General features: G+C 26.8%; 24 protein-coding genes. 16 read left to right on the forward strand and 8 right to left on the reverse strand.

All coding sequences use genetic code 11. The features are described from left to right. The first annotated feature begins 11 nt into the window (after positions 1-11). The 9 genes from IC758_RS01970 (at position 12) to IC758_RS21140 (ending at position 9,563) form a co-directional block, all read left to right on the forward strand. Positions 12-893, forward strand: a complete 882-nt coding sequence (locus tag IC758_RS01970; RefSeq protein ID WP_227434691.1) for a FliM/FliN family flagellar motor switch protein — start codon at positions 12-14, stop codon at positions 891-893. 2 nt (positions 894-895) lie between these two features. Next, positions 896-1,270, forward strand: a complete 375-nt coding sequence (locus tag IC758_RS01975) for a FliM/FliN family flagellar motor switch protein (RefSeq protein WP_413926673.1) — start codon at positions 896-898, stop codon at positions 1,268-1,270. A gap of 31 nt (positions 1,271-1,301) precedes the next feature. Then, positions 1,302-2,672 (forward strand): tetratricopeptide repeat protein, encoded by a 1,371-nt coding sequence (locus IC758_RS01980; RefSeq protein WP_227824815.1) that lies wholly within the window; start codon positions 1,302-1,304, stop codon positions 2,670-2,672. A 113-nt stretch (positions 2,673-2,785) separates the two neighbouring features. After that, entirely contained in the window at positions 2,786-4,726 is a 1,941-nt protein-coding gene (gene htpG, locus IC758_RS01985; RefSeq protein WP_227434693.1) for a molecular chaperone HtpG, read from the forward strand. Positions 4,727-5,033: 307 nt separating this feature from the next. Next, a complete protein-coding gene (locus IC758_RS01990; RefSeq protein WP_227434694.1) occupies positions 5,034-6,164 on the forward strand; it encodes an iron-containing alcohol dehydrogenase in 1,131 nt (376 codons plus the stop codon). 211 nt (positions 6,165-6,375) lie between these two features. Then, positions 6,376-7,398 (forward strand): spore photoproduct lyase, encoded by a 1,023-nt coding sequence (gene splB, locus IC758_RS01995; RefSeq protein WP_227434695.1) that lies wholly within the window; start codon positions 6,376-6,378, stop codon positions 7,396-7,398. 312 nt (positions 7,399-7,710) lie between these two features. Further along, positions 7,711-8,622 (forward strand): AraC family transcriptional regulator, encoded by a 912-nt coding sequence (locus IC758_RS02000; RefSeq protein WP_227434696.1) that lies wholly within the window; start codon positions 7,711-7,713, stop codon positions 8,620-8,622. A gap of 14 nt (positions 8,623-8,636) precedes the next feature. Further along, complete coding sequence (locus tag IC758_RS02005; protein ID WP_227434697.1) at positions 8,637-9,053, forward strand: DUF3788 domain-containing protein; 417 nt, start codon at positions 8,637-8,639, stop codon at positions 9,051-9,053. 387 nt (positions 9,054-9,440) lie between these two features. Beyond that, positions 9,441-9,563 (forward strand): hypothetical protein, encoded by a 123-nt coding sequence (locus tag IC758_RS21140; RefSeq protein ID WP_413927695.1) that lies wholly within the window; start codon positions 9,441-9,443, stop codon positions 9,561-9,563. Between the two features lie 666 nt (positions 9,564-10,229). On the opposite strand, the gene IC758_RS21145 is transcribed toward IC758_RS21140, so the two are convergent. From IC758_RS21145 to IC758_RS02025, 3 genes are all read right to left on the reverse strand, one after another. Next, on the reverse strand, positions 10,230-10,415 hold the full coding sequence (locus tag IC758_RS21145; RefSeq protein ID WP_413926676.1) for a hypothetical protein: 186 nt from the start codon (positions 10,413-10,415) through the stop codon (positions 10,230-10,232). 409 nt (positions 10,416-10,824) lie between these two features. Continuing rightward, entirely contained in the window at positions 10,825-11,805 is a 981-nt protein-coding gene (locus IC758_RS02020) for a CPBP family intramembrane glutamic endopeptidase (RefSeq protein WP_227434698.1), read from the reverse strand. Positions 11,806-11,959: 154 nt separating this feature from the next. Beyond that, positions 11,960-12,352, reverse strand: a complete 393-nt coding sequence (locus tag IC758_RS02025) for a winged helix-turn-helix transcriptional regulator (RefSeq protein WP_227434699.1) — start codon at positions 12,350-12,352, stop codon at positions 11,960-11,962. Positions 12,353-12,493: 141 nt separating this feature from the next. On the opposite strand from IC758_RS02025, the gene IC758_RS02030 reads away from it, so the two are divergent. Next, a complete protein-coding gene (locus IC758_RS02030; RefSeq protein ID WP_227434700.1) occupies positions 12,494-12,889 on the forward strand; it encodes a pyridoxamine 5'-phosphate oxidase family protein in 396 nt (131 codons plus the stop codon). Between the two features lie 405 nt (positions 12,890-13,294). Then, positions 13,295-13,501 (forward strand): hypothetical protein, encoded by a 207-nt coding sequence (locus IC758_RS02035; RefSeq protein ID WP_227434701.1) that lies wholly within the window; start codon positions 13,295-13,297, stop codon positions 13,499-13,501. A gap of 69 nt (positions 13,502-13,570) precedes the next feature. Here IC758_RS02035 and IC758_RS02040 read toward each other — a convergent pair whose 3' ends face one another. The 5 genes from IC758_RS02040 to IC758_RS02055 form a co-directional block, all read right to left on the reverse strand. Further along, positions 13,571-14,941 (reverse strand): MATE family efflux transporter, encoded by a 1,371-nt coding sequence (locus IC758_RS02040; protein WP_227434702.1) that lies wholly within the window; start codon positions 14,939-14,941, stop codon positions 13,571-13,573. 371 nt (positions 14,942-15,312) lie between these two features. Further along, the gene (locus IC758_RS02045) at positions 15,313-15,522 is read right to left on the reverse strand and encodes a helix-turn-helix transcriptional regulator (RefSeq protein WP_021382875.1); all 210 of its coding nucleotides are present in this window, start codon (positions 15,520-15,522) and stop codon (positions 15,313-15,315) included. Positions 15,523-15,527: 5 nt separating this feature from the next. Then, complete coding sequence (locus IC758_RS02050; protein ID WP_227434703.1) at positions 15,528-15,839, reverse strand: DUF6442 family protein; 312 nt, start codon at positions 15,837-15,839, stop codon at positions 15,528-15,530. 213 nt (positions 15,840-16,052) lie between these two features. Next, positions 16,053-16,175 (reverse strand): hypothetical protein, encoded by a 123-nt coding sequence (locus IC758_RS20995; RefSeq protein ID WP_255613004.1) that lies wholly within the window; start codon positions 16,173-16,175, stop codon positions 16,053-16,055. A 112-nt stretch (positions 16,176-16,287) separates the two neighbouring features. Beyond that, a complete protein-coding gene (locus tag IC758_RS02055; RefSeq protein ID WP_227434704.1) occupies positions 16,288-16,464 on the reverse strand; it encodes a hypothetical protein in 177 nt (58 codons plus the stop codon). Between the two features lie 327 nt (positions 16,465-16,791). Here IC758_RS02055 and IC758_RS02060 point away from each other — a divergent pair, with 327 nt between their 5' ends. The 5 genes from IC758_RS02060 to IC758_RS02080 all read left to right on the forward strand — a co-directional run bounded on the left by IC758_RS02060 (position 16,792) and on the right by IC758_RS02080 (position 20,356). Further along, positions 16,792-17,226 carry a helix-turn-helix domain-containing protein gene (locus tag IC758_RS02060; protein ID WP_227434705.1) on the forward strand — a complete coding sequence of 145 codons (435 nt, stop codon included), beginning with the start codon at positions 16,792-16,794 and terminating at the stop codon, positions 17,224-17,226. 158 nt (positions 17,227-17,384) lie between these two features. Continuing rightward, complete coding sequence (locus tag IC758_RS02065) at positions 17,385-18,479, forward strand: helix-turn-helix domain-containing protein (RefSeq protein ID WP_227434706.1); 1,095 nt, start codon at positions 17,385-17,387, stop codon at positions 18,477-18,479. A gap of 4 nt (positions 18,480-18,483) precedes the next feature. Then, the gene (locus tag IC758_RS02070) at positions 18,484-18,684 is read left to right on the forward strand and encodes a PLD nuclease N-terminal domain-containing protein (protein WP_227434707.1); all 201 of its coding nucleotides are present in this window, start codon (positions 18,484-18,486) and stop codon (positions 18,682-18,684) included. After that, entirely contained in the window at positions 18,681-19,601 is a 921-nt protein-coding gene (locus IC758_RS02075; RefSeq protein ID WP_413927359.1) for an ATP-binding cassette domain-containing protein, read from the forward strand. The genes IC758_RS02070 and IC758_RS02075 overlap by 4 nt, the downstream gene beginning before the upstream one ends. After that, positions 19,598-20,356, forward strand: a complete 759-nt coding sequence (locus IC758_RS02080) for an ABC transporter permease (protein ID WP_227434709.1) — start codon at positions 19,598-19,600, stop codon at positions 20,354-20,356. The genes IC758_RS02075 and IC758_RS02080 overlap by 4 nt, the downstream gene beginning before the upstream one ends. Positions 20,357-20,587: the final 231 nt, after the last annotated feature.

The following is a 20,587-nucleotide window of genomic DNA, read 5'->3' on the forward strand; positions in this document are numbered from 1 at the left end:
GAGGAATATTCATGTATGATATGAAAGATTATGATTTCGGCAAACCTCAGAGTTATTCAAGAGAAAATTTAACTTGCTTAAATTTTTTATTAGCTGAATTCTGTAAAAAATATAAAAACTATATAGTTTATGAACTTAAGTGTAATTCTAGTATGGTGGTTGAGAATATAGACCAAGTAAATTATCAAACTTTTTTAGATAAAGTGACATCTTCATGTTTAGTAGTACAAAATTCGATGGAACCTATTATGAAAAACTTTTCTTTTAGAATAGATAGAAGTGTAGCTGATATGTGGATTGATATAACATCTGGAGGAAATGGAGTTACAATAGATACTAACAGAGAACTTACAGAACTTGATAAGAAATTACTTTTACATCTTATGGAGGATTTAGTAAGAAATATGCATTTATTTGAAGGCTTTGAAAACATACAAGTGTTAGATACACATACACATATTAATTTACCACAATTGTGTTCACCAACTGCACCTGTATGTGTTGTAGATTTAAAAGTGCTAAATGATAATAAGCATATTGGTAATGTTTCACTTTGTTTCCCATACAATGCTTTAGAGGCCGTTTTGGAAAATATTTCTGTAGTAGAATTTTTAGATATGGATGCAGGGGATAATTCAGAGGAATTCACTAAGAAAATCTATGATAGTGTATCTAATATAGAATTATCAGTTATTGCAGAGATAGGTAAAGTATCAATTAATGTTGAGGATTTACTTAAACTAGAAGTTGGAGATGTAATAGTAACAAATAAAAAGATAAATGATTATATAGATGTATATGTAGAAAATTCAAAATCATACACAGCAACACCAGGATTTATATCAAGTAAAAAGGGTGTGAAAATAAATGATGCTGTCAAAAAAGAGGTGTAGTTATGGATAATAGTAATCTTATTTCAGATGAAGAAGCAAAAATGTTACTGAATGATAAAATTGAAAAAGAAATTAGTGGAGATGATGAATTAGCTTTAGAAATTTCTGAAACTAATAGAAATAATATAGATAGAATACTTGACCTTAAGTTAGAGTTATCTGTAGTTATAGGAAGAACTAAGATGAGTTTGAGAGATATTTTAAATCTAAATAAAGGTTCTCTTATTGAACTTGATACTTTAGCAGACCAAGATGTAGAAATACTAATAGACAATAAAGTACTGGCTTATGGAAAAGTGGTAGTGGTAGACTTAAACTTTGGTGTAAAAGTAACAAGTATAGTAAGTGAAGAGGACATGGTAAAATCTCTTGTTTAGAAACAAAATCAATTAATACTTATGGCATGAGGTGGTATTTATTTTAAACTTAAATGATGTAAAGAAAGATATATTAAAACTCAATAAAAAAGACTCATGTGTTCTATATAATGAATCTATCGATAATATAAATAATAATTGTATATCAAGTGGATTAAACTTTTTAAAAGAAGCAAGAGATTTAAGCCCAAATGATGTAGATATTTTAAATCTTATAGGTCTTGTAAACCTACTAAAATGTAATTTTGATGAGGCTGTAGAAAGTTTCTATAAGAGTTCCCTTTGCGAAAAAACTGCTCTGTGTGAAAAGTATATAAATATGCTTACATCTGAGGAGTTTTTAATTTTCTTTGAAAAATATAATCAGCTTATAAGATTCATAAATAAAGGAATGTACAAAGAAGCTATACAAGGTTTTAAATTTATAACTGAGCAATATAGTGACTTAATAGAGCCTTATGAGTTACTTGCTTTGATTTATGATAAAGAAGAAGATTACATAAAATTTGATGAATGTTTAGAAGTTTTAAAAAGAATTGATAAAGAAAATCATTTATTAAAGCAAGAGAATAATATATTAGATACATATAATAAAAAAATTAAAAGTAATGCAGATGTAGATATTTATGAAAGTGAATTTTCACATAAAAATATTAAACGCTCTAAATTTGATGGAACTAAAGATGTTGTTAAGAAAGATAATATAACTGAAAAGCAGAAAAATTTAACTTCTAATGAGAAAAAAAGTATTAAAAAAAATAAATATCTACATTTAGCAATAATATTAGGTATATTATTAATAGGACAAAATATATATAGCTCTTATAAGATGAATAATTTAAAAAATCAGATGTCTGAAAACACTAGTGTTAAAAATGAAGAAAAACTAAATTCTAGCTTAAATGATAAAGAAAATAAGGATAAGACTTCTAATGCAAATAATAATGATAGAAGTGATGACAAAGAAGATGTAAATTCTGAAAAAAATACTGTAGACAATGAAAGTGATAAAAATACTGATTTATTTACAGAAGATGAATTGATGTCTAAAGCGAATAATTTAAAGAAGGAAAAGAAAACCAAGTCCTCTATACAATTATATAAAAAGGTAGTAGATACTGGTGAAAATAAAGGCAATACATCAGAGGCAACTTATCAAGTAGCTATTCTTAGTGAAAAATTAAAAGACTATAATACTGCTGAAGAATATTATAAAATGTATGTAGAAAATTACTCAGAAGAAGATGCCTATTTTGATGAATCGTATTATAATTTAGGTATGATGTATTATAATAAAGGTGATTTAAAAAACTCTAAATTGACATTAAAAAAACTAGTTAATAAGGTTCCTAATAGTATGTATAATAACTCAAAGGTAAAGGAAATTTTAAAAGAGGAATAAAAAAATAACTAAGAAAAATAAATTATTTTATTTTAAAATAATTTATTTATAATATATTGACATACTATTTTAAAAAATTTAAAATAGTAATTATAAAATGAGGAGGGATAAAAATGGAGTTTGAAAAAGGAAGTATTTCAATTCATACAGAAAATATTTTTCCTATAATTAAAAAATGGTTATATTCTGATAAGGACATATTTATAAGGGAGCTTATCAGTAATGCATGTGATGCAGTAAGTAAACACAAAAGACTTATATCATTAGGAGAAATATCAGAAAATAATCCATCAGATTATAAAATTACTGTATCTGTAAATAAAGGTGAGGGTACACTTAAATTTATTGATAATGGAATAGGTATGACTGAGGAAGAAATAAAAAAATACATAAACCAAGTTGCCTTTTCAGGTGCAGAAGATTTCTTTAATAAATATAAGGATAAAATGGAAGAGTCAAATGACATAATAGGTCATTTTGGGTTAGGATTTTATTCTGCATTTATGGTGTCTAAAAAAGTACAAATAGATACACTTTCATATATGGAAGGAGCAACTCCTGTAAGATGGATATCTGAAGGTGGTACAGAATATGAAATATCTGAATCAGATAGTAGACATGACAGAGGAACTATGATAACACTATTTATTGATGATGATAGTAAGGAATTTTTAGATGAATTTACTGTAAGAGGAATAATAAACAAATACTGTTCTTTCCTACCAGTAGAGATATATTTAGAAGATGTTGAAAGATTACAAAGAGAAGCTAAGGAAGCTGAAGAAAAAGCTAAAAAGCAAAAAGAAGATGGAAAAGAAGAAGAAGTTATAGATGCAAAGGTAATTGAACCATTAAATGATACTAATCCTTTATGGCTTAAATCTCCAAAGGATTGTACTGATGATGAGTATAAAGAGTTTTATAGAAAAGTATTCAATGTATTTGATGAACCTTTGTTTTGGATACATCTAAATGTTGATTATCCTTTCAATTTAAAGGGTATACTTTATTTCCCTAAATTAAAAAATGAATTTGAATTGACAGAAGGAAAAGTAAAATTATATAACAATCAGGTCTTTGTAGCGGACAACATAAAAGAAGTTATACCAGAGTTTTTACTTTTATTAAAAGGTGTAATAGATTGCCCAGATTTACCACTAAATGTATCAAGAAGCTTCTTACAAAATGATAGAGATGTAAGTAAAATTTCTAAACATATAATTAAAAAAGTAGCAGATAAGTTAAAATCTCTTTGTAAAAATCAAAGGGAAGAATACAACAAGTTCTGGGATGATATACAAATATTCATTAAATATGGTTGTTTAAAAGATGAGAGCTTCTATGAAAAAGTGAAAGAATGTATATTATTTAAAACTATTGATGATGAGTATATAACACTTCAAGATTATTTAGAAAAATGTAAAGAAAAACATGAAAATAAAGTATTCTATGTAAGTGATAAAGAGCAACAATCACAATATATAAAATTATTTAAGGAATATGACCTAAATGCTGTGGTATTAAATTCATCAATAGATACTCATTTTATTTCATTTATGGAATACAAAGAAAATGGTGTTAAATTCAACAGAATAGATGCAGACCTTTCTGATGTATTAAAAGACAAAAATGAAAATAAAGATAGTGAAGAAAATAAAGAAGAGATAGCTAAGATAGAAGGGTTATTTAAAGAAGCTGTCGGAGAAAGAGTGAAAAATTATTCTGTAGAGGGATTAAAAAACGAAGAAACTCCAGCTATGATTTTAGTATCTGAACAATCTATTAGAATGGCAGAAATGCAGTCAAGATTTGCTGGAATGGATTTAGGAATGAGCTTTGAGGAAGAAAAGACTCTTGTAATAAATGAAAACAGCCCGATTATCAAAAAATTAGTTTCTCTTAAAGATGATGAAGAAAAGAAAGATAAAGTAGCACTTATATGTAATCAAATAGCTGATTTAGCTTTACTTTCTAATAAAGAATTAAAGCCAGGAGAATTAGATTCATTTGTACAAAGAAGTAATAAACTTATGAATATGTTAATAGAGTTATAGACTTAAAATATAGGAAAATAAAGTTTAAAAAATTTGTATGATACAAAAATGAAAAGAGTTGTCTTAAGATGATTGAAATTATCTTTAGATAACTCTTTTTTATTTTTATAATTTTTAGTTAAGTTTTAATCATTTAACGGTACTTCAGCAAGAAATATATTTGATTAAATAGAGTTAACTTGATATGAAATAAAATAATACATATAATTAAGTAAAAGATTATTTTATAAATTATGTTTCAATACATAATTATACTTTTATTAAAAAATAAAGTTATTACTAAAGTAGAAAAATAGGAGGTTTTAGCATGAATTTTAATTATAGTTTGCCAGTAAATATTTTATTTGGAAGAGGAAGAATTAATGATGTAGGAATAGAAGTATCTAAATATGGTAAAAAAGTATTAATTGTAACTGGGAAAAACAGTACAAAGAAAACAGGGTTACTTGATAAGACAATAGATTTGCTAAAAGGTGCTAAAGTAGAATATGAAGTTTTTGATAGAGTAGAGCAAAATCCTCTTATAACTACTATATATGCAGGCGTAGAAGCTATAAAAGAAACTGGTTGTGATTGTGTTTTAGGTCTTGGTGGTGGAAGTATAATGGATGCAGCTAAAAGTATAGCTTTTTCTTATAAAAATCCAGGTGATTTAAATGATTACATATTTGGAATTAAACAAGGTGAAGAGGCTCTACCCATAGTTTTAGTTCCAACAACATCAGGCACAGGTAGTGAAGGGAATTGTTTTGCAGTGCTTACAAATTCAGATACTAAAGATAAAAAATCTATAAAAAAGAATAGCATGTATGCAAAAGCCTCAATAATTGACCCAGAGCTTATGGTAACAATGCCAAAACATATAATTGCATCCGTTGGATTTGATGCACTTGCTCACAACATAGAAGCATATCTTTCTAATGGAAGAAATCCTCTTGCAGATGTACAGGCTATCTATGGGATTGAACTTATATCAGAAAGCTTAGTAAATGTATACAATAATTCTGATGATTTAGAAGCTTGGGAGAAAATAACACTTGCAAGCACTATTGGTGGGATGACAATTGGTACAGCTGGAACAACTCTTCAACATGGAATGGAGCATCCTGTAAGTGGTCTTAGAGATGTAATGCATGGAAAAGGGCTTGCAGCTTTAACACCAACTATTGTAGAAAGTTCATGGGATAGTGATATTGAAAGGTTTGGAAATATATCAAAAATATTGGGTGGAACTTGTGCAGAAGATTGTTCAGGTGCAGTTAAAAATTTCCTTAAAAAGATAGATTTAGATATAAAGCTAAGTGACTTAGGTATTGTAAAATCAGATATTGATTGGTTAACTGATAACTGTATGAAAATATCTGCTGCAAATATTAAGAGACATCCAAAGACTTTTAATAAGGAACAAATAAGAGAAATATACTATAAATCTTTGTAAATTAAATTTATAAATTAAATTTTAGATAAAAATTGGTTGTGTTAGTTGTTATAAGTAAATAAACTTGTAATTAGTTAATGCAAAAAAATAAATTTATCTCAAATGTTTATTTTACTTTCTGATAAATAAAGAAACTTAAAAAGGGGAAGATTAACTAAGTAATATTTTATAAAAATCTTCATTTTAAAAACTTTAAGTAGAGGTGAAATAAATGTTTAATCCTAAAAGAATAATATTTGAAAAAGGTAGCTTAGATACTGATATTGGGAAAAACATATATGATAAATTTAAGGATAAAAAAGATGTAGAAATAATTAAGATATCATCAAATAGGATTAAGGAACATATCCCAGGAGAAAATCTATATGAACAATATAGAAATGGAAAACAAACCATGGTAGTTGGCACTAGGAAAAGCTTAAAATTTCAAACATGTAAACCTTCTGCCAACTATCAATTACCACTTGTCAGTGGATGTATGGGAAGATGTGAATATTGTTATTTAAACACACAACTAGGTGATAAACCCTTTATAAGGGTGTTTGTAAATATAGATGAGATACTTGAACAAACAAAGAAGTATATTGAAGATAGAAAACCACAAGTAACCATATTTGAAGGAGCAGCTACATCAGACCCTGTTCCAGTAGAGCCATATACCAATTCATTGAAAAAGACAATAGAGTTTTTTGGAAGAGAAGAAAAAGGAAGATTTAGATTTGTTACTAAATACAGTGATGTAGATAGCTTGTTGGATGCTGAGCATAATAACCATACAGAGATAAGATTTAGCATAAATACACCTAGAATTATAGATGGACATGAGCATTATACAGCTTCTGCAAAGAAAAGAATAGAATCAGCTGTAAAGCTTGCAAAAGTTGGATATCAGATTGGATTTATAATAGCTCCTGTGTTTTTATATGAAGGTTGGGAAGAGGAGTATAGAAGTCTGATTAGAAGTATAAAAGAAGCTCTTCCAAAAGATTTTGATAGAAAAATTATATTTGAAGTTATATCTCATAGATATACAACTAAAGCTAAAAATAGAATATTAGAAATTTATCCAGACACATTATTGCCAATGGAAAATGATGATAGAAAGTTTAAATATGGTCAATTTGGATATGGAAAATATGTATATACTAAAGAGCAGTTGGATGATATGAAGGAATTTTTTAGTAAAGAAATAAATACAGTGTTTAAAAACAATTTAATAAAATATATAATATAGCAAATCTTCAAATAAGATTTGCTATATTTTATTTTTACTGCAATACTTTATGTTTACAATAAAATATTGTAATTGTCATATAGCCTATTATTAATATTACAATATTTAACATAGAGTAGAGAACTAATAACCACTTATGATATTACTTAGAAGTGGGAGAATACTTGTCTAAAGACAAGTTAAATAAGTTTAAATAATCTTGTTGGTAAGTATTGTAAAGATTAAAAAAGGCACTGTATATCAAGAAGAATTTTTATGATTTTGATAATATAAATATAGAAGCTTAAGATAACTATAAGGAGGAATTATAATATGCATGCATGGGAATCCATTCAAACTACACTAGACTTGATAGAAGAAAGGTTATCAGAAGAAATATCTATTGATGATTTAGCAAATGCAGCTAATTTATCACCATTTTATTATCAACGATTATTTAAAAGGTTAGTTAATAAGACCGTAATGGAATATATAAAGCTTCGTCGCCTTGCAAAAGCTTCAGAATACTTAGCAGAAAATAAAAATCGTATACTTGATGTAGCTTTAAATTTTGGATTTGATAGCCATGAGACATTTACACGTGCTTTTAAAAAAGCATATGGATTAACTCCAGAGGAATATAGAGCAAATCCAGTAAAACTTAATCAATTTGTTAAGCCAGAATTAATTTTAAATTATGTTATGGTTGATGAAGGTGTGCCACTGATTGCCGATGATATAGTAATTGAAGTAACTCGCAGGAGATTGAGTAACCCAAGGACTTTTATTGGAATAGAAAAAGAAATACCTATTTGCCAGTTGATGGGTGGTGAGACAACTGGCATAGCGATAGCAAAGGAATTATGGATGAAACTTGGAAGTCAAAAACACAATATACCAAATAAAATCCCAGGTGGAAATGAATTTGCTGCTCTTTATATGGGAAGTGCAAAAGAAGGTAATTGTATGTATATGGCAGGTATAGAAGTGGAGCCAGGTACATTGGTGGAAGGATATAGTATTTTTGAGTTACCTGCTAAAGAATATTTAGTGTGTGGATTTGAAGCAGAAAATTTTAATGAGTTAGTTGATTCAGCTGTTTTTAAAGCGGATAAGTTTATGGAAAGATGGATGAAGAATCATAATTTAATAGCCACTGATTTTGCGATTGAAATGTATTATCCTACTACACCTGAAGTGGCATATATGGAACATTGGACTATTCCAGTGTCTATTGAACAATAGAAAGGGTGATGAATATGGATTGGCAAGATATGTTTTTTCAAGATAATAAACCAACACCTGAACAAATCAAAGCGTTTATAAATAGTCCATTATGGGACAATCTAAATAATGCTTTGACTTCAACTTATGATGTAGAGCCTAAGCTTGAATATAGCAAATGTTCAATGCAAAGAGGTTGGAATGTAAAATACAAAAAAAGAGGAAAGTCATTATGTACCTTATATCCTCAAGAAGGTTCCTTCAAAGCTTTAGTCATTGTAAATGAAAGTAATAGAGTTGAGGTTGACTTATTTATTAATACTTGTTGTGATTATATAAAGCAATTGTATAATGAGATAAAATTCTTTAATGGAAGTAAGTGGTTAATGATTCAAATAGATAGTATGTCAGCATTAAATGACACACTTGAGCTTATTAAATTTAGAGTTTAATATATAAAACAGGGTGACTTATATACTCATCCTGTTTTTATATATTAACTTTTAAAAAATATTTAAAATATAATATGGTAGATACACCATTTCAAATTCTTAATTATTTTTCTAAACAATATAGTTTTAATTTTATCATCTATTAATTGTAATATTGAAATTATTTAGTTTTTTATAAAATTATAATTTAAACTAAAAATTTTTGTAAACATACTATAAATGGCTCAATCGATATAAAAGTAATTTAGAACTTGAAAACATTAAATTAGCAGCTTTGATAACTAAGATATATGAAGAAAAGAATGGGGTTTTTGGCTCTTTAAGGATGACTCTGCAGTTAAACCGAGAGTATAAACTTATGTCAATCACAAGAGAGTGTACAGACTAATGAGAGCCGTAGGTCTAAGGTCTGTTTGTAGAAAAAAGAAATTCAGTTATGTTAAATGTATACTAGAAGTAATTGCTGGAAATGTATTAAGTAGAAAATTTAGTGCAGATAAAACCTCTTAAAAATGGTTAACAGATGTAACTGAATTTAAATTAACCAATGGGATGAAGGTCTATTTAAGTGCAATTCTAGATTTAGGCGATAGAAGTATAATTTCATATGTTATTGGAAAATCAAATAACAATAACTTGGTGTTCGAAACTTTTGATAAAGCAATAGAACTATATCCAAATGCAAAACCTATTTTTATATGGTTTAACTGTATAAAACAGTGGGTACAGTTCACGAAAGAGTAGCTTTAGTTTTGAACTAAAAGTTAAGTTCAAAAAAAATAATCAATAATTTCTGGACTATACTCTACAGCGATAAAGTATAGTCCTTCTTGCTTTTCATTACACCACAAAATGTGGATTTGATACAAATTTATATCTTTTTATTAATTCTTAGTATGTTTTTTTAAATGAATTAGTTTTTTAAGCATTGATATTGAATTTCCTTCATTGGTTGTTATATTAGATTTCTTGATTTTATTGTTATCTCCTATACTTATACTATTATCATATAGCTTAACTTGAATATATTGAATTATATTTTCTGGCTCTTTTCCATTTGTTTCTGATATATCAATATCGAGGTCATATAAATTTCCAAATTTTTTTTCAATAAGTAATAGTATATCTAAAATATTTACTTTTACTTTTGATATTATATCATTAACATCAGTTAAATCAATATTTACTGTAGCCTTTATATGTGTACCAGGTTTTTGTAATAAGTGATAATGTTCTGTATTTAGGAAGGCTATCGTCTTTATTGTATCCAGATAATTCTTTTGTTGCCCAGTTGATTGAGATTTCATCATTTGAGCAATGTAAAATAACGACTAGATTTTGAAGAACTACTTCTATATCCATATTTAAATTTATGAAGTCCTTTATTAGATTGATTTTTGCCAATTTAACTGTTCTATATAAATTAAACTAAGAAATTATTTTACTTAAAATAAAGTAAGATATGTATTATTTTTATTATACCATAAAACATAAAATGGATATTTTTAGATTGATATAAATATATAATAATCTGTTTTAGATAAGAATGAACTAAAAATTAAATGTAGAAATATTATTTTAAAAACCACTTTTTTACATCTAATGAAAAGTGGTTTTTAAAATGAGTAAATTATTAAAATTTACATAAAAAGTAATTTTATTTTACTTAATACCATAAGGACTATTCTTCTATATATTAAAACAGGTATTTTATCAATATTATGGACAAATATAAAAAGCCTCTATGTCTAGAGATTTATGTATTTATAGACTAGTTAGAACTTTCATCATAGTTATTAGTTTTGTACTCTCTAGTAAATAAGAATGGTAAAAACAATATAGCATCAACTAGAATACTCCATAATAGTGATTCTAATGTAAATATAGACTCAATACTTCCTCCAAGTATAATAGAAACAGTGTTATTTACTAAGTGGATTAATATTGGCGCCCAAAGGTTTTTGGTCTTCATATAGGTATATCCTAAAAATATTCCTATAAAGGTACAATATGCTATCTGAGAAATAACACAATAAAATGGGGTTTCGGGACTGTACAAAGTGACACAAAGAGGCAAATGCCAAATTCCCCATATAAAACCTAAAATTAATACACCAAATTTTTTGCCATAAATCTTTTGTAGTCTAGGTTGAAGAAAGTATCTCCATCCAAATTCTTCTCCAAAAAATAAATTAAAACCAAAACATAAATTTATAATTATATTTATAAATACTGTGACAAATTTATTTACAACATTAATTGATAAACTTTCTTTATCAATAATATTTCTAACTATAATTAATATCAAGAATATTAATAGAATGCCTAAAACTTTTTTGAAATTTTTACTTAAAGATAAATTTAAAACTTCAAATTGAAATTCATTGTAAAGAACAACTGCTAAAAGATAAAAAGATGTTAATGTATCTATTGTTGAAGAAATAATACTACTATGCATTAAAAATGTTTCAGCTATAGATATTACTATTCTCACAATTGTAGTTATAGCAAAAAACTTTAAAAATTTATCCACTGTTGAATCAAACTTGTAATTAGAAACTTTTTTTAGGACAACAATTGCTGAAAATGCAGGAATATACATAAATAATCCAGCGAAGCTTGATATAAGTTCACTGTTATTTGGTTTTGATATTGACAAAAATAAAAATATTGATGTAAAAGCAATCAGTAAAAAATTTATTAATAAGAAATAGTTTATTTCTTTTTTTATTATTTTAATATTATTTGACATATTAATTCCCCTTATCTTAAATTTTAAAATTATATATAATAACAAATTTTATATAGAAATAAATATATATAGCAAATATTGAAAACTAACAAAAATATTTTTATATATTATTAAAGAACTAAAAAAAAGTTTGTAATGATTGTATATTATATGATTAAGTTATTTTTCGACATTCCTTACAATTAAGTCCGCATGTGTTTTTCTCCTGCATATTAATAGCGCCCCAATTAGCAAACTGTCGCAAAATAGGTACAATACTTTTACCTTTATCTGTTAATGTATATTCAACTTTTGGAGGAATTTCATTGTATTGTTTACGATGAACAATACCATCAGACTCTAAATCTTTTAATGATTGAGCTAGCATAGTATTTGTAATTCCATCTAATTTTCTTTTTATACTACTATACCTAATTGGATTATCAACTGCTAACATACATATAATAGGCAATTTCCACTTTCCACCAACAATATCTAATGCGTAACGTATAGGGCAAGTTAATTCTTCAGCATTTTCAGTTATATTATTTTTATTATACAAACTCATTTTAATTCACTCCTCAATTCCAATAGTATCTTTTTTATACTTTATCAGAAAAAACTGCATACTTGTTTTTTTCTTATTTTATATTAAAATTATATCAAAGGATAATCCTTAATACAAGTATTTAAAAGGGGTGTAAAAATTATGAAAGTATTAGAATTTTTGAACAAAGCAGGAGTTTATTATTTAGCAACAGCTGATGAGAACAATCAAGCACATGTGCGTCCTCTAGGATTTGCTATGGAATATGATGGCAAACTTACATTTTGCACATCTAATCAAAAAGATATGTTTAAGCAACTTATTTTTAATCCAAAGGTTGAGCTTTGCTGTATAGACCAAAAACTTAATACTCTACGTATTTTGGGTGAAGCAGTATTCGTTACATCAAAAGAAACACAAGCTAAGGCACTTGAAATAATGCCAAGTTTAGGTCAGATGTACTCTGTAGGAGACGGTAAGTTTGAAATATTTTCTATTGATAAGGCAAAAGTTAGTTGTTGTTCAATGAGTGGTAAAAAGATTGATGTAGAGCTTTAATTATAATAGAATCTACATTCATATTGAAAATGAAGAAAACGCTATTACTGAAATGTCGATAAATTTAACTTAAATTCAATAAAAAAGATTTTTAAATAGTGAATGTATAAAAATATTTAGTTATTAGAGTTGTATTTCAACAATGACATATTGTCTTGAATAATTACATAATAAAAATAAGAACAATTAAAATTTGTTTTCTGATGAAGTAAACTTTCTTAAAAAAAATATTTTAACTATGAGTGACTTTTCTTAAATATGAAGAAAATATGATAATTATAAAAAATTGCTACTTATTATTTGTATATTTTTTCATATAAATAATAAGTAGCATAACTTTATAAATTAATAGTGATAGAATATAAACTAATAGATAAGATATAATTTTAAAAGGAGTGATATAAAATGAGCAAATATAGTTCTTTATGGGAATATGTCAAGAAAAATGGTAATCAATCATTTAAATTAACTTTTGAAGAAATAAAAGATATTGCAGGAATAGAGATAGACCATTCGTTTTTAAAATATAAAAAAGAATTAAATGAATATGGATATCAAGTAGGAAAAATCTCTTTAAAAGAGAAGTCTGTTATTTTTAATAAAATTGATTAATATATTAATAATTACATATAATAAAATAATTTGTATTGACTAACATTAAAATTAAAAATAAAGTAAATCTTATATAAGACTTACTTTATTTTTAGTTGATGCCTTTTTAAGTTTTATACTATAAGGTATATATAAAACTGCACCTATTAAAAATGTTATAATTTCTGTTACTGTCATAGACCATATTAGCCCATCAAGTCCATAAAAATAATTAAGCAATATTACTATAGGTATATACAATCCACCTTGGCTTATAGACATTATACCTGTTTCAATGCCTTTTCCTGATGCTTGATATATTGTCATAAATAAAGATGTAACTCCATTGAATAAGGCAGATACTAACATAGCTACCAATACATACGTTCCTATTTCAATAACTGACGTATCAACTGAGAATGTTTGTATTACTTGGGTTCTAAATATATAAACAACTCCTGAAAATACAACTGCGATTACAAATATGAATAAAGCAGAATACTTTATACTTTCCTTTAAACGAGGTATATTCTTATTAGAAAAATTATATGCTATAAGTGGCATTACACCTAAAACAATACCCATAACAAAGAATTCTGGAATTTGAGCAATTCTAAGTGCTATACCAAAACTAGCAACTATGTTATTTCCATATTGCATAGAGTAGTTATTGGATAATAATGTAGTCACAATTAAGAAAGAGCATTGGATTAATTGGGATACACCAACTTTATATATTTCAACTTGACTGTTTATGCTGATTTTTATGTAATGTAAAAACCCTCTAAGGTTCTCGCTTTTAACATTTAAATACCAAACATAATAAGCACTAGATGCAATGTTAGAAAGTATCATTGATAATGCAGCACCATACACATGCATATTAAGAACTAGTATAAATAAAACATCTAATATGATACTAACTATTACACTTACAAACATACCATACATAGATTCTTTTGATGCACCTTCAGACCTTACAATTTGTTCAAGAGAGAAGTTCAATATAATAGAAAATCCGCCAACAAATAGTGTAATTGCATATTGTTTTGTATATTCAAATGTAGTCATATCGGAACCTAATAATCTAATAATAGGATTCATTAGTAAGTAGCCAATTAGACCTATCAATAGACCTGTTATAATACTTGCATAAAAAGTATATCCAGCAATTTTCTTGGCTTCATCACTATTATTTTGTGCAATTAGCCTAGTTATGAATGTACTACCACCAACGCCAAACATATTTCCAAAAGCCATTAGAATTGTAAATATAGGGAGTCCCAATGTTATTGCACTAAGCATAGCTGTGTCATGAACTAAACCTATAAAGTAGGCATTAATTACATTATAGATAGTTCCAGCTGACATTCCTATCATCATAGGAATAGATAAATAAAGAATAGTTTTTTTTATTGGTTCTTCTTTTAAATATTTAATGTTTGATTTTTCATTTTCCATGTTATCCTCCTAAATAATATGATTTATAATGATAAGGCACCTTATGAAATATATTATACAGGTACCTTAATAATTTTGCAACATATTTATTAAGGTACCTGTATATTTATTTTATATTTAGACAACATATGGATTTAAAAATGAGGTTTTTGAAAATAGGAGTTATTTTAATGAATATGGAATGTAGGGTATTAAAGAGATGTATAAGACTTTAAAATAAATAAAAGAGTAAAGTGATAAGATAATAAATATCTAACCATTTACTCTTTTTGTTTTATTTATTTATTTAACTCTTTTTATTTTGAGTTTTAGAAGTGAATAAAATATACAATAACTATGGTTTCTTTTATATTTTATGACTACAATACATTTTATTCAAAGTAAAATAAATCTTCAAATTTTTTATCTAGAGCTATACATAAAATAAGTGCTAATTTTGCTGTTGGATTAAACTGACCTGTTTCTATTGAACTAATAGTGTTTCTTGACACGCCGACCATTTCAGCTAGCTGACTTTGAGATAATTTTTTCTCTGTTCTTGCTATTTTTAAGTGATTTTTTAATATTAATTCTTCATTCATATTGCTTACCTTAATGATGATAAAACAAAATTAGTTAATGAGAATATAGTTGTAATTAAGAAACCAATAGCCAAAATTAAATTCTTTTTTTCATGTGTGAATTGGTATTTTGCTATATTTTCAGCAAGACCAAATGTCCAAAATAAAGCAGATACTGCATCACTCTTTTGTCCAATAAAGGCGTTAAATATTACAATGAAAGCGAAGACACATATGAAAATTGAATATCCTATTTTTCTGCCTTTATTTTCAATATACTCTAAGCCTTCATCTTTAGTGGATTGACGACTCTTACTTAAAATTTCTTCTTTATTCATGTAAGATACCTCCTATTTGGATGCCAAGTTTACTTGGTACTTTTATTATACTTATGACAAGTTTACTTGTCAAGAACTTTGACAATAAAACTTGAAATGAGTATAATAAAAATCAATAAAAAAAGACAAACTTAATTAAATTAAAAATGTCTTTTTTATTGAAATACTATAATAATATTCTATTGAACTAATAACCAAATTTAAACTTAGAATCTAACATACAGTTTTTATTATCTTAGCAGGGATACCTGCAACCACAGTATTTGGAGGTACATCATTTGTGACTACTGCTCCTGCAGAAACAACAGTATTTTCACTTACTGTAATATCTGGCATAATCATTGCTCCTGCACTTAATCAAGCATTCCTCTTTATAACTATGGGTGTAGATACAGTGGAATGTCTTTCTGAGGGCTCTAAAGGAGGGTTTATTGTTATAAGATTTACCTTAAGGTCCAATCAGTACATCATCTGCAATCGTAATTCCACTTCTATCCATGAATGTACAAGCATGGTTAATAAATACATCCTTTCCAACTCTTATATTTTCTCCAAAATCTGTATAAAATGGTGGTATTAAATATAGGCTTTCATCAACATTAACACCTGTAAGTTTAGAAAACAATTCCCTTATTTCCTTTTTAGTATGATATGATTTATAAACTGTACAATATCTCTACATAAAACTCATTATGTTTTACTCAATTCTTAAATAGAGTATACTACTTGGAGTTAACTACAATACAAGCCTTTTTTATTATTTAAGAATAAATAATTAATTTTTATTAAAAAATCTATAATTAAATATTAATACTAGTATTGTTCATATAGAATGATTCATCATGTATGTAAACTAAAGTTTACATATTTCAAACTTTGCTTTGTAGAATCATTGAGTTTAATACTTTATAATTGAAATATAATTATTTTTACCTTGAAAGGAGTTTAATATATGAATTTAGAAGACAAGATTACAAAACTAAGAAAGAAATATAATTATTCTCAAGAATTGTTGGCTGAAAGACTAAATGTATCTAGACAAACTATTAGCAAGTGGGAATTAGGGCAAGCTAAGCCAGACTTAGAAAATATAAAAAATATATCAAAGCTGTTTAATATTACTTATGATTACTTAATCGATGAAAGTAATTTATGTTCTAAAGATGTAACTGATAATATTAGTAAGGATGTTGACTGGACAAAAGCATGGAGCTCTAAGTATCCTATTTTAGAAACATATGTTGACATAGAAGGGATAGAAAAGTATCAAATAGCTATTGAAGAATTATATTCAAGATTTGAAAAGGAATACAGGATGAGCAATGAGAATAATGTACTTATATTAAAAGATATTTTATACAAGACGTTTAAAAAACATGATAAATAAAAAATTATATAAATTGAATTTAAAAATATATTTAAGCAGGTATCTAAGATACCTGCTTATTTGTTTCTCTATGGTTGATTTTTTCATCAAAAGTCAACTTCAAATCGCTTGTTAGGTTTATGTATTTAAGGATATAATTATACAAAGGAGGCGTTGATATGAATGAATTAAACATTGCAAAAACACTAATTTTAAAGCGTAAAGAAAAAGGAATTACACAAGATGAACTTGCAAATTATATAGGTATCTCTAAAGCTTCTGTGTCTAAATGGGAAACTGGGCAAAGTTATCCTGATATCACTTTTTTACCACAACTCGCGACATATTTCAACATTACAGTTGATGAATTAATTTGCTACGAACCACAAATGATTAAGGAAGATATTAATAAACTATATCAGCGATTGTGTAAAGATTTTACTGTTAAACCATTTGATGAAGTTATGGATGAAATAAGAGAAACCATAAAAAAATATTATTCATGCTTTCCTTTGATTTATCAGATGGGTATTTTGATAATTAATCATTATGACCTTGTAGATGAAGAAAAACGTGAACTATTAATTAGTGAAGCATTAGAAATTTTTATTCGAATACGAGAAACAAGTGATGATATAGAAATTTGTCGTCAGTCAAAAGGTATGGAGGCAACTTGTTATATCTTGTTAAATCAACCTATAGAAGTTATTGATTTATTTCAAGATAGCAATTTTCCCATGGTAAATGAAAGCATACTTCTTGCACAGGGACAAATGATGAATGGTCAAACTAATGAAGCTAATGAAACGTTACAGATTGGAGCATATCAGAATCTTACATTATTAGTTCAAGATTTAGTGGGACTTCTGCAAAACTCAGATAAATCACAAATTGAAGAAATAGAAAGACGTATTTTAATAATTTCAGATACATTTGACCTTAATGAATTATCTCCTGGTGTTATGTTTTCTGTATATTTGACTCAGATACAAATGAATTTAATACATGGAAATACTAAAGGAGCTATTAAGTCGTTACAAAGATATGTAGATTTGGCAATAAGTGATATATATCCAATTATGCTACATAGTGATGACTTTTTTAATCATATTGATTGCTGGATTTCTGAGATTGGAACAGGTATCACACGTGATGATACAATTGTAAAGGCAGGTATTGTTGCTGCTATTAAGAATAATCCTATGTTCTCTGTATTAAATGAGAACAAGGAATACAGATTTCTTATAGAAAAATTATCTTTATTGGAGGAATAAGATTATGGAAAATTTAATGGAATATCTACCACTTTTACTTCCTGTTATTATTTTAAATTTAATACTTGTAATTACTGCACTTATTCATATAATAAAACATCCAAATTATAAAATTGGTAATAAGGCAATATGGATTATTTTAGTGCTATTTATAAGTATAATAGGTCCAATTTTATATTTCACTATAGGAAGAGGTGATGAATGATGAATATTGTTTCAATAAATGGGTTATCAAAAAGTTTTGGTAATCGAAAGATAATAGATAAGCTAAATCTTACTGTACCAGAAGGGTCAGTATTTGGATTTGTAGGTAAGAATGGTGCAGGCAAGACTACAACAATGAAAATGGTGCTTGGGTTACTTGAAGCAGATAGTGGAACTATAAATGTTTTTGGTGAGAAGGTGACTTATGGAAGAACAAGTTCTAATCGCCATGTAGGTTATCTACCTGATGTTCCAGAGTTTTATAACTATATGAGACCACTTGAATATCTTTCTCTTTGTGGAGAAATCACAGGGCTTTCAAAACAAGAAATAAAGTTAAGAAGTGAAGAGTTGTTGACACTTGTGGGACTTGGAAATGAAAAGAAACGAATAGGTGGATTTTCTCGTGGAATGAAGCAACGTCTTGGGATAGCTCAAGCATTGCTTTCACGTCCTAAATTACTTATTTGTGATGAACCAACAAGTGCACTTGACCCTGTTGGTAGAAAAGAAATATTAGATATTATGGTTAAAATCAAAGACTCAACAACCGTAATATTTTCAACACATATACTGTCAGATGTTGAAAGAATTTGTGACCATGTTGCTATATTAAATAATGGAAGCATCGCTCTGAGTGGTACACTTTCAGAAATAAAAAGTATGCACGGAAAAGATAGACTTTTATTGGAGTTTTCAAGTAATGATGAAATACAAGCATTTAAGTCTAGTAGTAGTATTAAATCCTTACTTAAAGATTCAGAAGAGACTAATATGGAAATTATTTTCCATGGTAAAGATATAAAATCAATACAACAAACAGTTATATCTACACTTGCAGAAATGAATCTTTGTCCAAGAAAGATGGAATTAATAGAATTGTCACTTGAAAATTTATTTTTGGAGGTAGTAAAGTGAGAGAATACATAGCATTTACAAAAAAAGAATTTGTAGAGAACGTAAGAAATTATAAATTATTTAGTCTAATTATTTTATTTTTGATATTTGGAATAATGAGTCCTCTTTCTGCTAAATTTATGCCAGACTTGATTGCTCATTTTGCCCCAACTTTAAAAGTTACTGCTCTACCAACTGCTTTAGATTCTTGGACACAGTTTTCTGGCAATATTTCTGGTCTTGGAATGAGTTTAACTCTAATTATTTTTTGTAATATTTTATCAAACGAATATTCTAAAGGGACACTTGTCATTATGTTGACTAAAGGATTGTCACGTTCGTCTGTAGTATTGTCTAAATTTTCTATTGCAGTAATTATTATGACCATTGGTTTCTGGTTGAGCTTTTTATGTACTTATGGTTATACAATGTATTTTTGGCCAACTGCAAATCTTAATCATGTTGTATTTTCAGCATTTAACTTATGGATAATTGGTATTATGTATATTACTATATTAATTCTTGGATGTGTACTATTTAGACCAGCATTTGCAAGTGTATTACTTGTATTAGTAGTAACTCTTGTTTTGAGTTTAATTTCTATTCCTGAACAGATTGCACCTTATACACCTAATTTCATAGTATCAAAAAATATAGATTTGATTTCAGGTAAAGTGACAGCTCCAGAATTTATTATTCCAATCATTGTAACAATTATTATTTCAATAGTGTGTCTGTTATCAGCTGTTATTTTATTTAATAAAAAACCAGTTTAATGATATCTTTATTATAATTGTAAATATCACTGTATTGTGTAAAAATATGCTTAGTAATATATAAGAATATATCTAAGTAAAAAAGACTTGAACTTAAGTTTCAAGTCTTTTTTTTGTTTTAGTCGTACTCATTATATTTTATAATAATTAAATTATTACCTTAAGGAACTGTTTAAAAATAAAAAAGGAGATAGATTATAATATAGTGATTATAGGTTATTTAAGATATGC

Source organism: Clostridioides sp. ES-W-0016-02 (genome assembly GCF_020641035.1).
Lineage (GTDB): Bacteria > Bacillota > Clostridia > Peptostreptococcales > Peptostreptococcaceae > Clostridioides.